At 67.1% G+C, this 21,781-nt stretch carries 19 protein-coding genes and 1 pseudogene; 10 read left to right on the forward strand and 10 right to left on the reverse strand.

What is annotated here, in order from left to right; genetic code table 11:
• Nucleotides 1–1,190: 1,190 nt before the first annotated feature.
• Both ACWGID_RS40600 and ACWGID_RS40605 read right to left on the reverse strand, forming a co-directional pair.
• Nucleotides 1,191–1,397 (reverse strand): hypothetical protein, encoded by a 207-nt coding sequence (locus ACWGID_RS40600; protein WP_452204741.1) that lies wholly within the window; start codon nucleotides 1,395–1,397, stop codon nucleotides 1,191–1,193.
• Between the two features lie 1,539 nt (nucleotides 1,398–2,936).
• Nucleotides 2,937–3,326, reverse strand: a pseudogene (locus tag ACWGID_RS40605) (protein kinase domain-containing protein); the annotation flags it as partial.
• Between the two features lie 94 nt (nucleotides 3,327–3,420).
• Between ACWGID_RS40605 and lipB the strand changes: the two are divergent.
• Nucleotides 3,421–4,137 (forward strand): lipoyl(octanoyl) transferase LipB, encoded by a 717-nt coding sequence (lipB, locus tag ACWGID_RS40610; RefSeq protein ID WP_452204723.1) that lies wholly within the window; start codon nucleotides 3,421–3,423, stop codon nucleotides 4,135–4,137.
• A 2-nt stretch (nucleotides 4,138–4,139) separates the two neighbouring features.
• Here lipB and ACWGID_RS40615 read toward each other — a convergent pair whose 3' ends face one another.
• Together ACWGID_RS40615 and ACWGID_RS40620 are read right to left on the reverse strand one after the other, a co-directional pair.
• The gene (locus ACWGID_RS40615) at nucleotides 4,140–5,528 is read right to left on the reverse strand and encodes a sulfatase family protein (protein WP_452204724.1); all 1,389 of its coding nucleotides are present in this window, start codon (nucleotides 5,526–5,528) and stop codon (nucleotides 4,140–4,142) included.
• On the reverse strand, nucleotides 5,525–6,835 hold the full coding sequence (locus ACWGID_RS40620; protein ID WP_452204725.1) for a sulfatase-like hydrolase/transferase: 1,311 nt from the start codon (nucleotides 6,833–6,835) through the stop codon (nucleotides 5,525–5,527). The genes ACWGID_RS40615 and ACWGID_RS40620 overlap by 4 nt, the downstream gene beginning before the upstream one ends.
• Before the next feature lie 88 nt (nucleotides 6,836–6,923).
• Here ACWGID_RS40620 and ACWGID_RS40625 point away from each other — a divergent pair, with 88 nt between their 5' ends.
• A complete protein-coding gene (locus tag ACWGID_RS40625; protein ID WP_452204726.1) occupies nucleotides 6,924–8,006 on the forward strand; it encodes a hypothetical protein in 1,083 nt (360 codons plus the stop codon).
• A gap of 6 nt (nucleotides 8,007–8,012) precedes the next feature.
• Here ACWGID_RS40625 and ACWGID_RS40630 read toward each other — a convergent pair whose 3' ends face one another.
• The 5 genes from ACWGID_RS40630 to ACWGID_RS40650 form a co-directional block, all read right to left on the reverse strand.
• Entirely contained in the window at nucleotides 8,013–8,975 is a 963-nt protein-coding gene (locus tag ACWGID_RS40630) for a LysR family transcriptional regulator (protein WP_452204727.1), read from the reverse strand.
• A 109-nt stretch (nucleotides 8,976–9,084) separates the two neighbouring features.
• Nucleotides 9,085–10,251 carry an ABC transporter permease gene (locus tag ACWGID_RS40635; RefSeq protein WP_452204728.1) on the reverse strand — a complete coding sequence of 389 codons (1,167 nt, stop codon included), beginning with the start codon at nucleotides 10,249–10,251 and terminating at the stop codon, nucleotides 9,085–9,087.
• Nucleotides 10,248–11,129: an ABC transporter ATP-binding protein gene (locus tag ACWGID_RS40640; RefSeq protein WP_452204729.1), complete on the reverse strand. Its 882-nt coding sequence runs from the start codon at nucleotides 11,127–11,129 to the stop codon at nucleotides 10,248–10,250. Before ACWGID_RS40640 ends, ACWGID_RS40635 begins: the two co-directional genes overlap by 4 nt.
• Before the next feature lie 123 nt (nucleotides 11,130–11,252).
• Nucleotides 11,253–11,912 (reverse strand): response regulator, encoded by a 660-nt coding sequence (locus ACWGID_RS40645; RefSeq protein WP_452204730.1) that lies wholly within the window; start codon nucleotides 11,910–11,912, stop codon nucleotides 11,253–11,255.
• Between the two features lie 14 nt (nucleotides 11,913–11,926).
• Nucleotides 11,927–13,273: a sensor histidine kinase gene (locus ACWGID_RS40650; RefSeq protein ID WP_452204731.1), complete on the reverse strand. Its 1,347-nt coding sequence runs from the start codon at nucleotides 13,271–13,273 to the stop codon at nucleotides 11,927–11,929.
• Between the two features lie 56 nt (nucleotides 13,274–13,329).
• Between ACWGID_RS40650 and lipA the strand changes: the two genes are divergently transcribed.
• From lipA to ACWGID_RS40665, 3 genes are all read left to right on the forward strand, one after another.
• A complete protein-coding gene (lipA, locus tag ACWGID_RS40655) occupies nucleotides 13,330–14,268 on the forward strand; it encodes a lipoyl synthase (protein WP_452204732.1) in 939 nt (312 codons plus the stop codon).
• Nucleotides 14,269–14,286: 18 nt separating this feature from the next.
• Complete coding sequence (locus ACWGID_RS40660; RefSeq protein WP_452204733.1) at nucleotides 14,287–14,982, forward strand: DUF4191 domain-containing protein; 696 nt, start codon at nucleotides 14,287–14,289, stop codon at nucleotides 14,980–14,982.
• 100 nt (nucleotides 14,983–15,082) lie between these two features.
• A complete protein-coding gene (locus ACWGID_RS40665; RefSeq protein WP_452204734.1) occupies nucleotides 15,083–16,366 on the forward strand; it encodes a class I SAM-dependent methyltransferase in 1,284 nt (427 codons plus the stop codon).
• A 1-nt stretch (nucleotide 16,367) separates the two neighbouring features.
• Here the strand turns inward: ACWGID_RS40665 and ACWGID_RS40670 are convergent, their stop codons facing one another.
• A complete protein-coding gene (locus tag ACWGID_RS40670; protein WP_452204735.1) occupies nucleotides 16,368–16,829 on the reverse strand; it encodes an RDD family protein in 462 nt (153 codons plus the stop codon).
• 189 nt (nucleotides 16,830–17,018) lie between these two features.
• Between ACWGID_RS40670 and glnA the strand changes: the two genes are divergently transcribed.
• The 5 genes from glnA (at nucleotide 17,019) to ACWGID_RS40695 (ending at nucleotide 21,607) form a co-directional block, all read left to right on the forward strand.
• Nucleotides 17,019–18,443, forward strand: a complete 1,425-nt coding sequence (gene glnA / locus ACWGID_RS40675; RefSeq protein ID WP_452204736.1) for a type I glutamate--ammonia ligase — start codon at nucleotides 17,019–17,021, stop codon at nucleotides 18,441–18,443.
• 651 nt (nucleotides 18,444–19,094) lie between these two features.
• Nucleotides 19,095–19,610, forward strand: a complete 516-nt coding sequence (locus ACWGID_RS40680; protein WP_452204737.1) for a DUF6879 family protein — start codon at nucleotides 19,095–19,097, stop codon at nucleotides 19,608–19,610.
• The gene (locus tag ACWGID_RS40685) at nucleotides 19,594–20,439 is read left to right on the forward strand and encodes a helix-turn-helix domain-containing protein (RefSeq protein WP_452204738.1); all 846 of its coding nucleotides are present in this window, start codon (nucleotides 19,594–19,596) and stop codon (nucleotides 20,437–20,439) included. Before ACWGID_RS40680 ends, ACWGID_RS40685 begins: the two co-directional genes overlap by 17 nt.
• Nucleotides 20,440–20,534: 95 nt before the next feature.
• Nucleotides 20,535–20,954, forward strand: a complete 420-nt coding sequence (locus tag ACWGID_RS40690; protein ID WP_452204739.1) for a hypothetical protein — start codon at nucleotides 20,535–20,537, stop codon at nucleotides 20,952–20,954.
• 86 nt (nucleotides 20,955–21,040) lie between these two features.
• Nucleotides 21,041–21,607, forward strand: a complete 567-nt coding sequence (locus tag ACWGID_RS40695; protein WP_452204740.1) for a tyrosine-type recombinase/integrase — start codon at nucleotides 21,041–21,043, stop codon at nucleotides 21,605–21,607.
• Nucleotides 21,608–21,781 lie beyond the last annotated feature (174 nt).

The raw sequence follows: 21,781 nt of genomic DNA on the forward strand, positions 1-21,781 counted from the left end.
GCCGCGGCTTCTTCTTGCCCATGGACTCCATGATGAACATCCTTCCGGAGCACAAGCTCCTGATCTCGGATGTCCGTCAAAACGGGTCAGGCCCACCTCTGTTCTGATGCACCTGTGTTCTGATGCACCGCCGCTCTGAGCCATCCGTCGCCAGCCAAGGCGGATTGGTTTGCCCCGCAGCGTCGTCCGCAGCTACGGCTTCCCGAGCTGGCGCGGCTCGTGCGGCACCTCGAACTGGTCGACCGGTACAGCCGCTCGCCGCACGGGCGCCGTATCTGCGCTGCCCTTCGTCGACTGCGCCCATCGCCAGGTGACTACACGCACCACTCCCGGCGACACCCGCTGCCCCGGGCCGCGTTGATACACCCGATGCTCGTGGCTGGCCACAGCTATTGGTCTCGGCCGAACACCGATTCGCAACAGCTACGTCCAACCAAATCTCCAGCGCTCAACACGGTGGCCTGCTTATCCCCGCGCTCTCCAGAGGGAGCGTCGTCCGCCTCCTGGAGCCGACAGAACATCGTGGGCGCGCGCAAACGCCTTCACCGCGGGAGCCAGTTCGTCGGCTGGAACCAGAGTCGCTGGGAGACAGAAGGCAAAGGCCGCAAGCTCGCACGGGTCGCACGTTGACCACGAGCTGCGAGTGATCCGCATGGTCCAACGTCACCGGGAACGGTGAGCTGGTACGCAGCAGAACAGTCTGTCGCCGCAAGCCGAACCTGCTCGGGCAGTGTTCATGGCGGACTCAGCTCGGCCGAGCTGGGGTACGAGTGGATCGAGCCGTCGTCCGCTCGGTCAGCGAGATGCCGTCCGGTTCGCGGCGGCCGTGCACAGGCGGCGGGTTTCAGCCCAAGGCCTCCACGCGGAGCAACTCGTCGTCGGTGACTCTGGCCAGCTCGGTTCGTTTGGCTCCCTGGCGGTAGCCAAACGCCGGAGCTCTGGCCAGCCTGCGAAGTCCTGCACAGCGATCGGGACCAGCTCTCGGGCTGGCGTTGGCTCTCGGGCTAGCGTTGGCTCTAGGACTGGCCTGTCTCTCGGACTGGCCTGGACTCCCGGACTGCCCCGGACTCCCAGACTCGCCCTGACTCCTGGTCGTCTCAACATCTCTGGGTTCGATGGAACGACGTGGTTCGGCGGGTTAGCCGCCAGATCGCGGGTCATGTCGATCGGCAACTACGGCTTCCGCGGTTTCAGGCTTTGGTGATGGCGCTGATGCGCCAGGCCTGGGTTGTTGGGGATGCGGTCAGGGTGATCAGCCTTGCCGTTGGGGTGCCTGGTGGGAGCGCGGTTTTGGTGCCGGTGTCGTCGATGGCTTGGCCTGCGGTGAGGTGGTCGGTGGTCTTCAGGGTGATGCTGGTTGCGGTACGGCGGGCGACCGTGGTGCTGTCGATCTTCATCTGCAGGCCTTGGATTCGGACGTTTTGCCGGCGGTAGGCCTCGATCAGGGCGCGGTCGGCGCGCCAGGGTGAGCTGCCGGGGACGTAGATGTCGTCGAGGGCGGCGAGGTCGAGGGTCCAGAATGCTTGGGCTCGTTGGGCGTCGAGGGCGTGGAGGGTTTGAGCCCAGACGATCGGGTCTGCCGTTGCGATGGTGGGCTGGGGAGGGTGTGGAGAGGTCGACGACCGGGACTGCGATCGCGAAGGCCTGGGTTGCGACGTGGTCGGTTGCGCCGACGTCGTCGGTTGACTGGACGTCGTCGGTTGTGTGGACGTCGTTGGTTGGGCGCTGGTGGTTTGGCGGGTTGTTGGGTCGGCTTGAGCTGAGGCCGGGGCTGGGGTGTCGAGAGTGCGGATGATGGCTGAGCCGAGGGTGAGCACTATGACTGCGCCTAGGGCGGCTGCTACCAGCGGGCCTGGGGTAGGGCGTGGGAGGCGGCGCAGGCCTCGGAGGGCGTGAGCTCGGCGGGTCTGGGTGCGGCGCCAGGGGCGGGTGCGCTTCGAACCTGACTTGGCGGATGGGGCCGAGGGGTGGGGGCGCGGCAGTTGGGTGGGCGGTGAGGTGGGTGGCTTGGGCGGGGGTGCTGCGAGTGGCGACCGTGCGAGTGCGATCGGGTCCTCGTCGTCCGAATCGTCTGTCCGACTCGAGGAAGGGGCTATGGAGGGGACATACGGGGTTGTGAAGGGGGCTTCGGGTGCGACGTGAGGCGCGGCACCCGGCTCTCGGGGTGTGCCGTGAGGTGTTGTGGCTGAGCCTTCGGGAGCGACAGGTGAGATCGCCGGGCGAGCGCCGGGAGCCGGGCTAGCGCTGCGAGCCGGGCTAGCGCTGCGAGCCGGGCTAGCGCTGCGAGCCGGGCTAGCGCTGCGAGCCGGGCTAGCGCTGCGAGCCGGTCGAGCACCGGAGGCCGGTCGAGTGCTGGCCGCCGCGCTAGCGCTAGACGCCGGGCTAGTGCCGGCCGCTGGGCTAGCGCTGGCCGCTGGGCTAGCGCTGGCCGCCGGGCTAGCGCTGGCCGCCGGGCTAGTGCCGGCCGCTGGGCTAGCGCTGGCCGCTGGGCTAGCGCTGGCGGACGGGCTAGCGCTGGCGGACGGGCTATTGCTGGGGTCGGTGTGTGCTGCGGCAGGTGCGACAGGCGTAGCCGGGGCAACGGCACGAGAGGGGTGAGAGGTTGCCTGCGCTGGGCCATGGACAGGCGGGGGCGGCTGGGTCGTGAGCTCGGTCTGGGGCGCGGCGGATCTTGTGGGGGGCTCTGCGGAGGCCGCGGGATCGTCTATGGACCCCAGAGAGATGGGGGCGGGGGAAGAGAGGGCCAGTAGGTGGGCGGGGAGGGCTTTGGGTGGGGTGGTGAGGAAGAGGTCGGGGATGAAGAGCTTGGGGGTGGTGCCGGTGGACTGGGCCAACGCGGAGAGGGCTCGGAGGTCGGCGGCGGGGTGGCCGGGGTGGAGGGTGGCGTCGGTCAGAACCGGGCGGCCGTCGGCGTCAAAGAGGACGTTGGCGGGGGTGATGGCGCCGTGGGTCAGGCCCTGGGTGTGGAGGTGGTCGACGGCCTCGGTGAGTGGGGTCAGGAGGGTGACGAGCTCGCCTTTGGACAGTGGGCCGCGGCGTTGCAGGAGGGCGGCGAGGCTGCCGGCCAGGAGGTGCTGGCTGACCAGGATCCAGGCGGTCTCGGTCTCGCGGAACTCGAGCAGCCGGGCGATGTGCGGATGGCGGACGCGGGTGAGCATGCTGAGGTCTTCGCGCAGTCTCCGGGGGTCGGGGAACGCGCCGATCGGGATGTGTTTGAGCACGGCGTTGCGGCCGGTCGCACGGTCACGGACCTGCCAGACGGTGCCGACCGATCCGGACCCGAGCTTCCGGCGGAGGCTGTAACCGGCGATGTCTGCGAGGTCCATGCCCAAGAGGATGCACCGATCGCGACCTCGCCCGTCAGAGTTATCCACAGCCCAGGGCGCCGGCCGTGATCAGGCGCCGCCTACACTCGAAGGCGTGACGGCGATCAGGTACGTGGAAGCGGGTTTCGGAGCCGACGCGGTGGACTACGAGACCGCGTGGGCGGAGCAGCGGCGCCTGCACGCGGACGTTGCCGACGGCACCGGGGCGGACACGGTGATCCTGCTCGAGCACCCGCCGGTGTACACGGCGGGCAAGCGCACCGAACCTCACGAGCGCCCGATGGACGGCACCCCGGTGGTGGACGTCGACCGCGGCGGCAAGATCACCTGGCACGGCCCCGGCCAGCTGGTCGGCTATCCGATCGTGAAGCTCGCCTCCCACGTGTACGTCGTCGACTACGTCCGGCGGCTCGAGGAGGCGCTGATCGCGGTCTGCGCCGAGCTCGGGGTGAAGACCGGCCGGGTCAAGGGTCGCAGCGGAGTCTGGGTGGCGGCCGACGACCGTGGCCGGGAGCGGAAGATCGCCGCGATCGGCATCCGGGTCGCGCAGGGCGTCACGATGCACGGCTTCTCGCTGAACTGCAACAACGACCTGGCCTGGTTCGACCGGATCGTCCCGTGCGGCATCTCGGACGCCGATGTGACCACGCTGTCGAAGGAGCTCGGTCGTGAGGTGACGATCGCCGAGGTCCTCGATCCGGTACGGCGGCACCTCGGCGAGCTCCTCGCCTGGGACGAGTACGAGCGCAGCCCGGACATCGACCACCACGAGGAGCCCCCGACGGCCATCACCTACGGGCTGACCGTCTGAACTTACGGGCTGACGGTCTGACCCTTCAGACCGACTTCGGCCCGCCACGCGGTGTGCAACTCGTGCAGGCGGGCCACCAGCTCTGGCTCCTCGTCGAACCGGTTGGTCTGTTCGCCGATGTCGTCGGTCAGGTTCGCGAGGAACCACCCCTCCCCCATCGGCGCGTGCTCGTAGTCCCGCAGGTGCTGGGTGTTGGCGTCGTCGCCGACCCAGCTGAGCTTCCACGGCCCTGACCGCACCGCCCACTGGAACCCGCAATCCCAGTGCAGGGCGTCGTGCTCGCCATCGGAGTCGCCGACGAGTGTCGGGAGCACGTCGATTCCGTCGACCCCGTCAACGCTCGCACCAGCGGCAGCGGCCAGCGTCGGGACCAGGTCCATCGTGCTGACCAGCGCGTCCGTACGACGACCCGCCGGCAGCTGTCCTGGCCAGCGCCAGATCATCGGGATCCGGATCCCGCCGTCCCACAGCGTGTACTTCGTCCCGCGCAACGGAGCGTTGTCGCCGAAATTGCAGGTCGAACCACCGTTGTCGGTCACGTACACGACGATCGTGTCGTCGCCCGCGGCGTCCAGCAGCCGCCCGATCTCCGCGTCCATCAGCTCCAACTGCGCGAGGTAGTACTCCCGCCCGTGCGGCAGGTTGGGCACGATCGCATCGTCGTACCACTCTCCGAAGGCCCCGTCCGTGTCTGGGGACCAGTCGTTGAAGGCGGGCAGGCCGCGGGCATTCAGTTCGGACTCCGGCAGCTGCCAGCAGAAGTTGTGGACGGCGTTGAACGCCACCATGCAGAAGTAAGGCCGCTCGTCCGAGGTCTCCATGAACTCGGCCGCGCGCCGCCCGAACTCGGCGGTCAGGAACCCCTCATGCTCAACTGGTGTGTCCCCCGACAGCAACGGCTGCACGGCCATGTGGTGCGCGGCCGGCTGACCGTACGACGCCACCGCGTCCTCGGAGTGATGCAGATAGTTCAAACGCCCGAACGACTGCCCCGCCAGCCCGTACAGCGTCTCCTCGAACCCGTGGCGCGGCGGACACGCCCTGTCCCCCACCTTCTCCGGACCGTAGTGCACCTTGCCGAAGTACCCCGTCCGATACCCCTGCCCCTGCAGGATCTCCGCCAGCGTCGGTACGTCGTCCGGCGGGAACTCGGCCGAGTCGAACCACTGACCACCCCACCGCTGCTGGTACCGCCCGGAGATGATCGCCGCACGCGACGGACTGCAGATCGGCGCGGTCACGTACGCGTCGGAGCAGCTCACTCCCTCTGCAGCCAACCGGTCCAGCGCTGGAGTGTGTACCTCGGGGTGTACGCCGAGCGCACCGCGGTCGGCGTACCCGTGGTCGTCGGACACGATCAGCAGAATGTTCGGGACGGACAAGGAGCTCATCCTCTCGTGGTGGCAGCCATCCGGGCTGCCTGGTCGGCCTTCGCCCGGGCGTCGGTCGCGTCGGGGTCCAGCAGCCATCTCATCTCGGCATCCAGCCGCCGCACCAGAGCCGTATCACCGGAGAGGTCGTGCAGCTCGAGTGGATCGTCTTCGACGTTGAAGACCTGCGGTGTCTGCGCAGCGCCGTAGTAGCAGTACTTCCATGGCCCCGACTTGAGCATGAAGCCCCCGTCGACCATCCCCTGCGCGTGGTACTCCGACAGCACGGGCCGGTCCAGCGGCTCCATCAACGTGTGACCGGGCAGACCTGAGTCGGGAGCCAGTCCGGCGATGTCGCGCAGTGTCGGGAGCAGATCGACCAGACTGACGTGTGCGTCGCTCCGGCCTGGCTGCAGCGCTGGATGGCGTAGCAGCATCGGGATGCGTACGGCGGGCTCGTAGAAGCACTGTTTCTGCCAGATGCCCTGGTGGCCGGCCATTTCGCCGTGGTCACTGGTGTAGATGACCACTGTGTCGTCCGGCACCGCCTCCAGCAGCCGACCGATCTGATGGTCCAAGTGACTGATCAGCGCCCAATAGCAGACAGTCGCCTCGCGGATCTGCTCCTCGGTGATCGGCTCGTCGTTGCGGAAGCCGTGACGCAGCAGTGAGATCACCGGGTGCTGTTCGTCGGCCACGGACGGCAGTTCGACGTCAGCTGTCTCGTACAGCGCGCGGAACTCTGCTGGTGCGACCAACGGGAAGTGCGGGTGCATGTAACCGACGTACAGCAGGAACGGATCCTCGCCGGGTGCACGCAGGAAGTCCAGTGCGGCGTCCGTGGCTGCGACGTCGTGGTCGGTGTGGACGTGGCCGCCCGCTCCCTGCTCGGTGACGTGGGAGTTCGACGGCCGCCGCCAGTCCGGCGTACGGCGGGGTGGGCGGCCACTGTGGTCGACCCAGAAGTCCAGGTCGTCGGTGAGACGCCGGTCGAAGCCCAGCAAGCGGTCTGGTCCGTTGAAGTGGGTCCGGCCAGCGATGACCGATGTATAGCCGGCGTCGCGCAGATGGTGGCCCCAGGTGCGGTACGACGGGCCCGGGATCACGCCGTTGTCCCACGCCTGGATCTGGTGCACGTACTGGCCTGAGAGCAGCGAGAGCCGGGACGGGACGCACATCGGGCTGTTGGTGTACGCACGGTCGAACGAAACGCCCTGTGCGGCCAGACGATCCAGATGCGGGGTGTGGATGTGCGGATGACCGGCCCAGCCGGCCGCGGCGGCGGTGTGCTCGTCGGACAGGATCACGACGATGTTCGGACGGCGCATGGCTCCTACCTTAGGCAAGCGGTTGCCTGTCCGCGTCGTGCCGAAGTGTCTGCAGGGTGTGACGGCAGATCGTCGCTACCTTGGGGGTGTGTCCAAATTTCTTGGGTTCTTGCTCGGCGTAGCCGTTGCACTGGCCGGCCCGGCCGTGTTCGGAGTGCTCGCCGCACCGGGTGGTATCGAGCTGAACGCGAAGGAGATGGCGCTTGCCTACGGCATCGGCGCGCTGATCTTCTGGGCCGTGGTGTCGTACTTCTCCGGCGCCGGCGCGCTGGGGGCCTTCGCCGCCTTCGGCACGCTGGTCTACTGCTGGCTCTGGATCCCCAACCGGACCACGAACTTCCTGAACGACGTCCCCGGGGTGACCACCGGGATGATCGACGGGTCGAAGCAGTACACCCTCAACGGCGTCGTCCCGATCCTCGGGGTGATCTCGCTGGTGTACGGGATCCAGCTGATCGTCCGCAGCGCGCAGCGGCGGCGCCGGGAGCGGGCCGAGGCCGAGCGACTGCAGCGCGAGCAGGAGGCCGTGCAGGCGCAGCAGGACGCCGACGCCGCGGCGGTGTACCCGGTTGCCGGGAGCACCTATCAGCCCGCGCCGCCGGCGTACGAGAGCCACACCTCGTACGACGACCTGTTCGACGAGCCGGAGCCCGAACCGGTGCGGTCGCGGAACCAGGCCGATGAGCCGACCCGCCAGTTCCCGATCGAACCGAACACCGATGCCGAACCGACCGCCGTTGTCGAGTCGAACGCCGCGGCCGTGCCCGATGCCGAGCCCGACGCCGAAGTCGACGCCGAGGTGGAGCCGGAGAACGAGCTCGAGCACACCCAGCCGTTCCCAGGACCCGATGCCGAGAGCAACAGTTCCGGCGACGACGAGACAGTAGTCGCCCCGGCACCGGCCGCCGAGGCCCCGAAGCCGGTCGAGCAGCCCAAGGCCGAGGAACCGAAGGCCACGGACCCCAAGCCGGCCGAAGCACCGAAGGCCGAAGAACCCAAGCAGCCCGAGGCCCCGAAAGCCGCCGACGAAACCAAGGCGACCAAGGAAGCCGCTCCCAAGGTGACTCCCAAGGAGCAGGTGGGTTCTCAGTACCGCGAGCGGATGGAAGACCCCGAAGACACCGGCGAGTTCCACCTCGCCTTCGAGAACCCGGTCGTCAAGCCGGCGTAAGAACCCTCACGCGACGTGCATGCGCTGCTGGTGCTGATCCCGCCGCGCATGCTCGGTGATCGCCTGGTCGTACGCCGCGCTCGCCATCTCCAGCACGTCGCCCGACATCTGCGCCCGCGGTGAGTCGGCGCTCCATGCGAGCACCAGCTTTCGGTGGATCGGGTCACCCGCCAGCGTCCGCGTGGTGACGTCCGAGGAGAGCATCCGGTACGACGTCGGCGAGATCAGCGCGACGCCCTGACCACTCGTCACGAACCCCATCAGTACCGAGGTGTCGACCGAGTGGTGCTCGACCTTCGGCTGGAACCCGGCCGCTTCGCACGCGGCCCGGAACAGCACGTGGAACCCGCTGTCGTCCGGCGGTTCCCCGATCCATTCCTCGTCGCACAGCGCGGCCAGGTCGACCTCACCACGCGTGCGTGCGGCCACCGGGTGGTCCGCTGCCAAGACGACGTACGCCGACTCGGACTCGACGACCGTGATGGCCTCGACCCCGGCCGGCAGCCGCAGCTCGAACCCCGGGAACTCCCGGAGCAGTGCGAAGTCCAGCCGACCGCTCTCCAGCTGCTGCAGCAGCACGCTGGTGGACCACTCGACCTCGATGCTGACCTGCTCGATCTCGCCGTGGTCGCGGAGCCGGGACGCGATCCCGGACATCGGCGCGGTCGGGAACCCGCCGAGCCGAACCGCTGATGACTCGACCGCGGTCATCGCGGACACCGTCGCGGACAGGTGGTCGACGTCGACCAGGATCGCTCGCGCGCGATCCACGGCGTACCGGCCGAGCGGTGTGGGGGTGACGCCGGTGCGGGAGCGCTCGAACAGCTCACCGCCGAACGCCGCCTCGATCCTTTTCAGCTGCGCGGTCAGGCTCGGTTGGCTGACCTTGAGCCAGCGGGCGGCCCGACCGACGGACCCCGCTTCGGCGACCAGGACCACCACCCGCAGATGACGCAGCTCAACGTTCATGCGTTGAGACCGTAGTCGAGGTCTACGCACAGCTCACAGGCGCCCTACATTGCGGTTTCGTCACAGCCCGGCCCGGATCTGTAACGCCGGGCCCGGCTGTGACGATGTGCTACGACGCTCTGAGCGCCAGCGCCTCGCGGTAACCGAGCCGGCGGCCGGTCTGCAGCAGGGTCCGCTCGTACAGCCGGGCCCCCAGCCGGATGATCAGCACCGTGGCGCCGAGCAGCAGCGCGATCGCGACCAGCGGCTGCCAGATCGGCACGTCCTCGGTGAGCATCCGGCCCGGCATCGACATCGACGACGCGATCGGGACGAAGGACGCCACCGTCTTGGCCGACGACCCGGCGAACACCGAGAAGAAGAACGGGATCATCAGGATCATCTGCCCCGGCAGCGTGGTCGACCCGAGGTCCTCCTGCCGCGTCGCCAGCGAGCCGGCGACCGCCCAGAGCCCGGCCAATGCCACGAACCCGAGTACGAAGAACACCACGAACCACCCGGCGACCGGCGCGACCACCTCGAGGATGTCGGCCTGGTCGGTGGCCAACAGCCCGACCAGCGACGCCGCCGCGATGACGACGATCTGCGAAAGCGCCAGCACCGTGTTGCCGAGCACCTTGCCCCACAGCAGCGACCGGATCGGTACGGCGGCCGCAAGGATCTCGACGACCCGGCTCTCCTTCTCCTGGACGACGCTCTGCGCGATCATCATCCCGAAGCCGAGCGCGGTCATGTAGAACACCAGCGCGAGCCCGATGTTCACGAAGTCCGAGACGATGTCCGGCAGCGGGCCGGGCTTCAGCAACTGCAACGAGACCTTGGTGCCGGCGTGCAGCTCCGCGGGCGTCAGGCCCGCCTTGCCGGCGTTCGTCTCCATACCAACGGAGGCGGCGGCCTCGCGCAACGCGCTCTCGATGCTCGAGTCGACCCGATCCTTGCCGAGGACTACGTATCCGTCGTCGCCTGGCAGCAGTGCGGCCTTGACGTCGCCGTCAGTGACCGCCTGCTCGGCGGCCCCCCGGTCGGCGACCCGCTTCACCTCGTAGCCGTCGTCCCCCTTGGTCGTCGACGCCTGCTGCACGACCTTCGCGCCCCTGTCGTCGATCACCGCGATCTTGTCCGTACCGCCGCGACCCGCGAGGACCGCGGGCACGATCACCGCGACCATCACGATGAACAGCATCACCACCGTCGAGCCGATGAAGGTCTTGTCCCGCAGCTTCGTGCTGATCTCGCGCTCCGCGATGAGCACCCACGGCCTGTCCAACGAGTTCATCGGGTCGCCTCCCGGAAGACGTCGCTCAACGCCACCCGCTCCGGCCCGAACTCACGGACCGTCCCGCGGCTGATCGCCTCCTGCAGAATCTGTTGCTCCGAAGCACCATCCAGTACGTCGAACAGCGCCGTACCGCCGGCCACATCGCGCACGGTGATCCCCCGCACGTCCCGCAGCCAGCCGGCGTCACCATCGACCACCAGGCGGTACGTCGACGTGGGCCCGGCCGAGAGATCCGCAACGGAGCCCGCGGCAACGACCTTGCCCCGGGACAACACGACCAGGTCGTCGCACAACCGCTCCACCAGGTCGAGCTGGTGACTCGAGAACAGCACCGGCACCTCCGGCGTGACCTCCTCGCGGAGCAGATCGACCATCGCGTCGACGGCCAACGGGTCGAGGCCGCTGAACGGCTCGTCCAGCACCAGCGCGATCGGCTCGTGCACAAGCGCGGCCGCGATCTGCACCCGCTGCTGGTTGCCCAGCGACAGCGTCTCGAGTACGTCGGTGGCGCGCTCGGCGAGCCCGAGCCGCTCGAGGATCTTGTCGGTCCGCTCGCCGGCCCGATCCGGGTCGAGCCCGTGCAGCCGGCCGAAGAACACCAACTGGTCGCGGATCTTCATCTTCGGGTACAGCCCACGTTCCTCGGGCATGTAGCCGAAGTCCCGGCGGACGTCCTGGGTCAGCAGCTCACCCTTCCACCGCACCTCGCCCGCGGTCGCGGCCAGGACGCCGAGGATGATCCGCATCGTCGTCGTCTTCCCGGCCCCGTTGGCCCCGACGAACCCGGTCATCCGTCCCGGTACGACGTCGAAGGTCACGTCGTCCAGCGCCAGATGATCACCGAACCGCCGGGTGAGCCCGTCCACCCTGAGCATGTGTCACCGTTCCCATCAGGTCAGGCCGGGCCTGCGCCCGACCCTGACCAAGCTAGTCAACCGACCGCTACCGACACGTCGGTCGAGAGGGTGATCACCGAGGTCATCCGCGGGACGGACGGATCAGGCAGAGGTGTCGTCTCCAGGGGTGACCAGACCGCACTCGTACGCGAAGACGACCGCCTGCACGCGGTCGCGGAGCCCCAGCTTCAGCAGCACCCGGGAGACATGGGTCTTGACCGTGGCCTCGCCGACGAACAACTGGGTCGCGATCTCGGTGTTGGTCAGACCGCGGGCGATCAGGCTGAGGACCTCGCGTTCGCGATCGGTGAGGTCGGCCAGGAGATCGGGACGGTAGACCCGCTCGCCGCCGCCGGCGAAGCGCTTGATCACGCGGCGGGTGACCTCCGGGGCGAGCAGGGCGTGACCGGAGTGCACGACCTGGATCGCCTCGACCAGGTCCTCGGGGGCGGTGTTCTTCAACAGGAACCCGCTGGCGCCAGCGCCGAGCGACTCGAACAGGTAGTCGTCGCGGTCGAACGTGGTGAGGATGACGACCTTGCCGGCGTCCTCGGCAACGATCCGCTGGGTGGCGGAGATACCGTCCATCCCGGGCATCTGGACGTCCATCAGGACGACGTCCGGCCGCAGGTCCAGCGCCAGCTCGATCGCTTTCTCGCCGTCCGAGGCCTCGCCGATCACCTCGATGTCCGGCTCGACCGACAGGATCATCCGGAACCCGGCGCGGACCAGGTCCTGGTCGTCGACGAGCAACACCCGCATGGGTGTCTCCCCCATTACGTGTCCCTTCCAAAGGTTTGCGGGTCCAACGGGATCCGGACCCGGACCCGGAATCCTCCCACGGGCCGTGGGCCGATCTCACTCTCGCCGCCGAGCAGCGCGACCCGCTCCCGGATGCCGACGTGACCGAGCCGGCTGCCCACCGGCGCGTGCTTCGGGCGGCCGTCGTCGATGACCTCGAGCTCAACGGTCTCACCGAGGTACCGCAGCGTCAGGTGCGCGCTGCGTGCTGTCGAGTGTTTCCGGACGTTCGACAGCGCCTCCTGCGCGATCCGGTACACGGACACCGAGACGGTCTTGGGCAGCTCGGCCGGGGCGCCGATCTGGTGGAAGCCGACCTCCAGGCCCTGGCTGTTCGCATCCGCGATCAGCGCCGGCAGCCGGTCGGCGCCCGCCTGCGGCGTCTTCGGGTCCGGCGTACTGACGTCGATGTCCGGGTCCGCGGCGCGGAGCATGCCGAGCAGTTGCCGCATCTCGTTCACGGCACTCCGGCTGGACTCCTCGATCACGTTCAGCGCGCCCTTCGCGGCCTCCGGATCGGTGTCCATCACGCGGCGCGCGCCACCGGCCTGGATGCCGATGCTGCTGATGTGGTGGGCAACGACGTCGTGCAGTTCACGGGAGATCCGCAGCCGCTCGTCGATCACCGCGCGCCGCGAGTTCGCGTCCTGCTGCGCGGCCAGTTCGGTCGCCTGCTGCTCCAGCTCGAACCGCTGCCGGGCGGTCCGCCACGCGGTCCGGCCCCAGAAGTAGGCGCCGAAGAAGTACAGGACGTTCAGCGAGACGGTGATGATCACGTTCGACACGTACGGCGAGAACAGTGCGTGGTTCGGCCCCTCGATCGCGTTCGCCCGCAGCGCCTCGACGAAGTTGATCGTCAGCCAGCCGAACATCGCCACGAACACCAGCGCGACGGCGCCCTTCATCAGCCGCCGGTCCCGCGCCCACGCCACCGCCGCGTAGATCGCCATGAACATCGCCGACTGGGTGACCAGGTTGCCCTGGTACGCGAACAGCGCGCGCTCCCCGTTCACCACGAACAGCACCGCCACGATCAGCAGCACCGGGATCGGCCACCGGCGCCGGAAACACAGCGGCAGCGCGATCGCAGCGCTCAGCACGTACGGCTCGACCCCCCAGATCCCGAGGCTGACGTGCGACGGCCAACTGCCGCGGGCGAACTCCGTCCCGAGCACGGCCGCCAGCGCCATCCCGAGCCCCAGGAGTACGTCGTACCGCTGCTCGCGGGCCGTCGGCGCGGGACGGGTCCAGCCGCGGACCGCCGGACCGGACGCCGGTGGACTGCCCGGTTCGGCATCCGAACGCAGCTCAACGGTGGACATAGCTCATCACCCTACGGGTGAAACACGCCTGACCCGGGACGCGTACCCTGGAGGGCGTGACGATCGCCCCAGAAGGACGGAAGCTGCTCAGGCTCGAGGTGCGCAACGCGGAGACCCCGATCGAGCGCAAACCCGAGTGGATCAAGACTCGCGCCAAGATGGGCCCGGAGTACCAGGCACTGCAGAAGCTGGTGAAGTCCGAGGGACTGCACACGGTGTGCCAGGAAGCCGGCTGCCCGAACATCTTCGAATGCTGGGAGGACCGCGAGGCCACCTTCCTGATCGGCGGCGACCAATGCACCCGGCGTTGTGACTTCTGTCAGATCGACACCGGCAAACCCGAGGCGCTGGACCGCGACGAGCCGCGCCGCGTGGCCGAGTCGGTCCGCACCATGGGCCTGCGGTACGCGACCGTCACCGGCGTCGCCCGCGACGACCTGGACGACGGCGGCGCCTGGCTGTACGCCGAGACCATCCGGCAGATCCACGAGCTGAACCCGGGCACCGGTGTCGAGATGCTCGCGCCGGACTTCAACGCGGTCCCCGAGCAGCTCGCCGAGGTGTTCTCCTCGCGGCCCGAGGTGTTCGCGCACAACGTCGAGACGGTGCCGCGGATCTTCCGCCGGATCCGCCCCGGCTTCCGCTACGAGCGCTCCCTGGACGTCATCACCCAGGCCCGGGACTACGGCCTGGTCACCAAGTCGAACCTGATCCTCGGCATGGGCGAGACCCGTGACGAGGTCAGTCAGGCGCTGAAGGACCTGCACGCGGCCGGGTGCGAGATCATCACGATCACGCAGTACCTGCGGCCCTCGGTGCGGCACCACCCGGTCGAGCGCTGGGTGAAGCCCGAGGAGTTCGTGGAGCTCGACTCCGAGGCGCAGGAGATCGGTTTCGCCGGTGTCATGTCCGGTCCGCTGGTACGGTCCTCGTACCGCGCCGGTCGGCTGTACCGTCAGGCGGTCGAGTCACGTATGAACGCCAACCAGGCATAACCAGGGACAGGGTTAGAGATGGCCAAGAACGACGCCCCCGAAGAGAAGACCGGTCGGCTCAAGCAGATCGCCTCGGCGTACAAGCTGACCAGGAAGTCCGACCCGACGGTCGGCTGGGTGCTCGCCGGGATCTTCCTCGGCGTCGTAGCGCTCGCCGTGGTCGGCGGTCTGCTGGTCGGCCCGCTGCTGATCTGGATCCCGCTCGGTGTCGCGCTCGGGTTCCTGGCCGCCACGATCGTGTTCGGCCGGAAGGTCGAGAAGGCGGCGTACAGCCAGATCGAGGGTCAGGCCGGTGCGGCCGCGTCCGCGCTGCAGACGCTGCGCCGCGGCTGGAACGTCACGCCCGCGATCGCGGTCACCAAGAACGCCGACATCGTCCACCGGGTGGTCGGCCGGCCGGGCATCGTGCTGGTCGGCGAGGGACAGGCCAGCCGGGTGAAGAACCTGCTCACCGCCGAGGCGAAGAAGCACGGCCGGGTCGCGGGCGGCGCGCCGGTGACCCAGATCGTCGCCGGGCAGGGCGAGGGCGAGATCGACATCCGCAAGCTGACCAAGCACGTGATGAAGCTCCCGGCGGTCATGCAGCCGTCGGAGATCACCGACCTGCTGCAGCGCCTGAAGGCCCTGGACGCGGTCCGGCCGCAGGTGCCGATGCCGAAAGGCCCGATGCCGAACAACCTGAAGGGCGCCCGGCAGGCGATGCGGGGACGGTAACCCGAAAGGCATGCGGACAGTTGATCTGTTCAGCATGCACCGTGGGGAGGCTGGTTGCCCTTAGGGTGCGACCAGGACGGATTACAGGGGAACAGCAGACATGACGGACCTGATGCCGGCGGTGCACCAGCCGGCCACCGAGACGTGGCCGACGCTGGCCCGTCCGCGCTCCAACCCGGTCCGCCGGTACGGCGCAGCGACCGCGATCCGTCTGATCGCGAAGGACCTGCCCGCCACGATCCATCTGGACAGCAACCGGTCGTACGGGCTCGGTGGGCCCGCGATGCGGGTGCACCGGACGGCCGCGTTCCTGGACCGGCTCGGGCACGACGCCGGGTCCGGGTTCGGCGAGGCCTACCTGGCCGGCGACTGGGACCCGGAGCCGGGCACCGACCTGGCCGACCTGCTGGTCCCGTTCGCCGAGCGGTTCAGCAACGAGGAGACCCGGCACCTGCTGCCCAAGTGGGCGCAGTCGCTGCGCTGGCTGGTCACCCGCTCGCAGCCCGGCGAGCAGGAGAACGACCGGGCCGGCGCGCGCGAGAACATCAGCCGGCACTACGACCTGAGCAACGCGATGTTCTCGGAGTTCTTGGATCCGACGCTGACTTACTCAGCGGCGTACTTCGGCACTCGCGATGCCGCGGCTGATCTCGCGACGGCGTCGTACGACGAGCTCAGCGACGCGCAACTGCGGAAGCTGGACGCGATCCTGGACGCCGCCGGGGTGCAGTCCGGGTCGCGGGTGCTCGACATCGGCTGCGGCTGGGCGAGCCTGGCGATCCGGGCCGCGCAACGCGGCGCCTGGGTGACCGCGATCACGATCGCCTCCCAGCAGGCGCTGCTAGCGCAGCGGCGGATCGCCGACGCCGGGGTCGGCGACCGGGTACAGGTCGCGCTGCGTGACTACCGTGACCAGATCGGTGAGTTCGACGCCGTCCTGAGCGTCGAGATGATCGAGGCGGTCGGCGAGAAGTACTGGCCGGTCTACTTCGACGCGATCGAGCGGCGGCTGGCGCCGGGCGGCGTCGGCGTCGTCCAGGCGATCGTGATGCCGCACGAGCGGATGCTCGCCACCCGGAACACGTTCACCTGGGTGCAGAAGTACATCTTCCCCGGCGGCCTCATCCCGTCGGTCGAGGTGATCGAGGACGTGACCGCGAAGCACACCGGCCTGCGCGCCGAAGTGGTCCGGCACCTCGGCGGGGACTACGCGCGGACGCTGCGGATCTGGCGGAACCGGTTCATCGAACGCTGGCCGGCGATCGGCGCACTCGGGTTCGACGACACGTTCCGGCGGATGTGGGAGTTCTACCTCGCGTACTCCGAGGCGGGATTCCGCACCGGATACCTGGACGACGTGCAGCTGCGACTCACGCGCCGCTGAACTACCGGCGTACGACGACGGTCTTGGCGGCCAGGTCGTGGAGACCGCGCCGGTCCCGGTCGAAGACGACGGCCGGGATCACCACGCAGATCAGGAACGAGCGGATCACGCCGCCGAGCAGACCGGCCGGCGCCGTGAAGGTCTTCTTGTCCCGGACCGGAATCACCCGCAGCCCGAGCAGCCGGTGACCGATCGTGCCGCCGACCAGGCCGGTCAGTATGGCGCTCATCACAAAGAAGATCGCCAGGTGCGAGGTGTTGTAGTCGTTCCCTCCCGCCCACATCGGTTTGCCGACCACGGCGGAGGCGATCAGGCCTGCGATCAGCCAGTCCACGACCAGGGCGAGCACGCGGCGGCCCCAGCTCGCGACCGAGCCCGCGCCCTCCTCCGGCAGCCCGAGCCGGTTGCCCGGGTAACGGAATTCTTCAGAGGGTCCTGCAGCACTCGCCGGGGATGATGCCATGATGTCTAGCCTACGGACACGTTCGGAGGCGGCCCAAGGCGGCCGCGATATCTCAGGGCGTAACCGCCGTACACCAGTGGGTCAGCGCGGACACGCTGGGCGTAACATCCGCGAAACATCAGGGTCATGACGGAGAAACCGGCGGGCCCTACGTTCAGATGCAATCTCTGAGCCACCCTAGGAGTACGTATGTTTTCCAGTGCGGAGGAGCTGCTCGCCTACGTCAAGGACGAGGGCGTCGAGATCGTCGACGTCCGGTTCTGTGACCTGCCGGGCATCATGCAGCACTTCACCGTCCCGGTGTCGTCGTTCGGGCCCGAGGTCTTCGAGGACGGCCTCGCGTTCGATGGTTCGTCGGTCCGCGGTTTCCAGCAGATCCACGAGTCCGACATGAAGCTGCTGCCGGACCCGACCAGCGCGTACATCGACGAGTTCCGCACCGCGAAGACGCTGGTGATCAACTTCTTCGTGCACGACCCGCTGACCGGTGAGGCGTACTCGCGTGACCCGCGGAACATCGCCCGCAAGGCGCAGGAGTACCTGAAGTCGACCGGCATCGCGGACACCGCGTTCTTCGCCCCCGAGGCCGAGTTCTACGTCTTCGACGACGTCCGGTTCGAGACCAAGGCGAACGGCGCGCACTACTCGATCGACTCGGTCGCCGGCGCCTGGAACACGGGCCGCGTCGAGGACGGCGGCAACCGCGGGTACAAGGTCCGCTACAAGGGTGGTTACTTCCCGGTCGCGCCGACCGACCACTTCGGCGAGCTGCGCGACGACATCACGCTGGCGCTGGAGCGCTCCGGGCTGATCGTCGAGCGCGCCCACCACGAGGTCGGCACGGCGGGTCAGGCGGAGATCAACTTCCGCTTCGACGAGCTGCTCAAGGCCGCCGACGACGTGATGAAGTTCAAGTACATCGTCAAGAACAAGGCGTGGGAGGCCGGCAAGACCGCGACCTTCATGCCGAAGCCGATCTTCGGTGACAACGGCTCCGGCATGCACTGCCACCAGTCGCTGTGGAGCAACGGCGACCCGCTGTTCTACGACGAGTCCGGGTACGGCGGCCTGTCCGACACCGCCCGCTGGTACATCGGCGGTCTGCTGAAGCACGCCCCGTCGCTGCTGGCCTTCACCAACCCGACGGTGAACTCCTACCACCGCCTGGTCCCGGGCTTCGAGGCGCCGGTCAACCTGGTCTACTCGTCCCGGAACCGCTCGGCCTGCATCCGGATCCCGATCACCGGGTCGAACCCGAAGGCGAAGCGGATCGAGTTCCGCTGCCCCGACCCGTCGGCGAACCCGTACCTGGCCTTCGCGGCGCAGCTGCTGGCCGGCCTGGACGGTATCCGCAACAAGATCGAGCCGGCCGACCCGGTCGACAAGGACCTCTACGAGCTGCCGCCGGAGGAGCACGCGGGCATCGCCCAGGTGCCGACCTCGCTGCCGGCCGTGATCGACGCCCTCGAGGCCGACCACGACTTCCTGCTCGAGGGCGACGTGTTCACGTCCGACCTGATCGAGACCTGGATCGACCTCAAGCGTGAGCAGGAGATCGCCCCGATCCAGCTCCGCCCGCACCCGCACGAGTTCGAGCTCTACTACGACGTTTAAGCCCAGGCTTTAGGACCCTTCGGTCCTAGTCCGGTCCCGTCACGAAAAGCCTTATAAACAAGGGCCTCTAGCCTCACAAGGGTTAGGGGCCCTTGTCATGCGTTCGGCCCCCTCCGGTTGACTTTCCGTTGACCCAGCCCAAGGGCTTCCGTGTCGCAACGCCCCTCAGGCACGCAGCTAGCCGAGCTGGCACCCCGACAACCCAGCAGCGCCGTACGAGGCTCACAGGGGCCCTCACGGGCCGCTCATGGCGGGCTGCATGGGCGCCGGGTGCATCCGCACAGCGCTTCCGCTACCCCGGCCCCGTCAGCCCCCACAGTCGCCGCGTACGTCGGACATGCCGCCCGGAGGTCTGCTCGCAACTTTTCGCAACAACCATTGACGCTCGATCAGAGCAACAGGAGACTTGGGCAAGCAATCATTCGCAACGGAATACGAGGGGACAAATCATGAAACTTACACTCGTCGCCGGTGACCCGCAGTCCGTACCCGACAACTCGCCCACGCTCTACAAGACCGATCGGGGAAGTTGGTCGTACAAGGTTGGGTCGTCAATGATCCGGAGGCACTCGCCGCACTCAACGTCCCTGACGGGGAAACTGTGGTCGAGATCCCCGACCGCATGATTCAGTTCTTCCAGTAAGGCGGACCGTGGAGGATATCTCACTAGACGAATTCAGGCGCTTGCTGAACGACTTCAAGCGGAGCGCTATTCATCTGGAAACCCGCGACGCCTACGGCACGGAAACCGAACTTCCGCACATGGCGAAATGGGCAGCGGGCGAGCCGGACGACCTCGAATGGCTGCAGGCGTGGTGTAGCAACATCCGCAGTCACGTTGACGCGGGAGCGATGACCAGGCGCGCAAAGGTCGTCTCCGAGCCGTTGAGCGACTACCAACGTTGGGCCTACACGGTCCTCACTCCGATTGCAGATGCCGGGGAAGACATTCGATGGACACCTAGACGGCTCGTCTCGTCAATCGCGATCCCCGGAAATGACTATTACGTTCTGGACGACGAACTGGTCATTTTCATGCATTTTAGCGGGAACGGTCTTGCGAACGCTCACACGATTTCCACCGATCCTGAAGATATCCAACGATGCCGCACGGCATTTGAACAAGTTTGGGCATTGGCCACACCACATAGTGAATACAAACCCTAATAGCGCAGCCCGGAAGGCACAGGAAGCATTAGGTCTGCGCCTTCGGGGATTGCGTAAAGATGCTGGCTTCACCGGTCGCGCTCTCGCCGAGGCGACCGGCTGGCATTTCACGCGCATCAGCAAGTTAGAGAATGCCATTCAAACACCATCAGATCTAGATATCCGCGTATGGTGCGCAGCGTGCGGCGCGGAAGACCAGGCAGCCGACCTGATAGCGCAGGCCCGGACGATCCAGTCCATGTACATGGAGTTCCGGCACCGTGCTCGCTCGGGCATGAAACAACTGATGCTGTCAGCAGTCCCGCTCTATCAGCAAACAACGCACTTCCGGCTGTACGAGCACAACGCGATACCGGGACTCTTTCAGACACCCGACTACATACGAGCGATGCTCGAATTCTGGTTTCGCTTTCTCGAAATCCAAAACGACATTGACGAATCTGTGTCGGCACGTATGGAGCGCCAAGCGGTCCTGTATCAGAGCTCGAAGACCTTCGCCATTGTGTTGGAAGAAGCCGCGCTCTACACGCGGTTCGGTGGGACCGACACCATGATCGGCCAGCTCGACCGCTTGCTGACCGCCGCAAGCCTGCCGAATGTGTCGATAGGCATCGTGCCCCGCACAGTTGACCGGGAAGTCATCGGCACTGCTGGCTTCTGGATATTCGATGACAAGCTCGTCAAGCTTGAGACTCCGACCGCAGGTATCGAGGTCAGCCAGCCCCAAGAGATAGCTCTCTACGTGCGAATGTTCGAGACCCTGCGCAAGCCAGCCGTATACGGCCGCGACGCGCGCGACCTGATCGTCAACGCGCTGAACGCGATGTAGAAACTAATCGCAACAACGTAGCCCTTACTGTTCGCCGCTCCCTAAGTTTGTCGCATGCAACCGGCACACGGGGTACGGCAAAGAGGCGATGGTGCGTGAGCGACTCCGGCGACGGCTATTCATCCTGTGGCGCAAGCTCAACGACACATTCCGCCGATGGCGAGACGAAGACTGAACTCCCCCGCGCATATGCCTACGCGCGAAAGCATCTCTTGATGTGCGAGTCGGAAGTGAACCGCACCAAAGAGCGGCTTACCTACTTCGCGAAACAAGCCGGCTACAACTTATCCGCCGTTTTCGTGGAAGAGGTTCAGACCGCACCAGACGCATTCGAGCGTCTGGTTCAGGCGGTCGTCAACGACAAGGTTGAAACCGTCATCTTGCCTAGCATGCTGCATTTCGCAGTCCTCGGTGACCCGAAGCGCATCAGAGAGCACTTTGAGGGAGCAACCGGCGCGAAGGTAGTAATCGCCGTGGATGTGGTTTCCTACAATACCGGCGAGGCGGTGTCTTGATCCCTGCATCGGCGCCGCCTCGCCGTTCCATTCTCAGTCTGCCTCGCGGGCACGGCGGCGACTCTTAAAACGACGAGATCTTCGGTCTGGCCGTCAGCGATATTGATTTCCTCCGTGGCGTTATCCACGTACAGAGGCAGGTCAAGATCGTCAAGGCTCGCCTAGTCTTCGGCCTCCCGAAAGGTGGCAAGGTGCGAGATGTTCCGTTGCCTGAGTCCGTCGGCAACGAACTCGCAGCCTACCTACAGGCTCTCCCCGCTAAGTCGGTTACCTTGCCTTGGGACTCCCCTACCGGAAGGCTGGTAGCGGCTGACCTGATCCTGACCAGCCGCGAGGGCAAGGCTATGAACAGAAACTACTTCAATCCGTTCATCTGGAAGCCGTCACTCAAGGCCGCGAGTATTGAAACAACCAGGGACAACGGCATGCATGTACTGAGGCACACCTATGCGAGCGTGCTACTGCACGCCGGGGAGTCTATTAAGACTGTGAGTGAATACCTCGGTCACTCCGATGCCGGTTTCACCCTGCGCGTGTACACACACCTGATGCCGGACTCTGAAACCAGGGCGCGGCAGGCGATCGACCAGGCGTTCAGTGCGACCGCTGTTGACCCCGCGTTGACTCCGGGGGTGCTGCGTGCCGTCGAATGACGCTCTCACCTGCAGGTTCTTCCTAGGCTCGATCAGATCTACGACGTCTGAGTTCGTCTGAGGGAAAGGCCCCGTCCGGCGGCGGGTTCATGCGGTCCTCGCAACACCTCGATTTGAGGAGTTGCGGGGACCGTGTCGTTTTCGGAGGAGTTGGCCGGCCTGTTGAGGTTGGTG

This window comes from Kribbella sp. NPDC054772 (genome assembly GCF_053611945.1).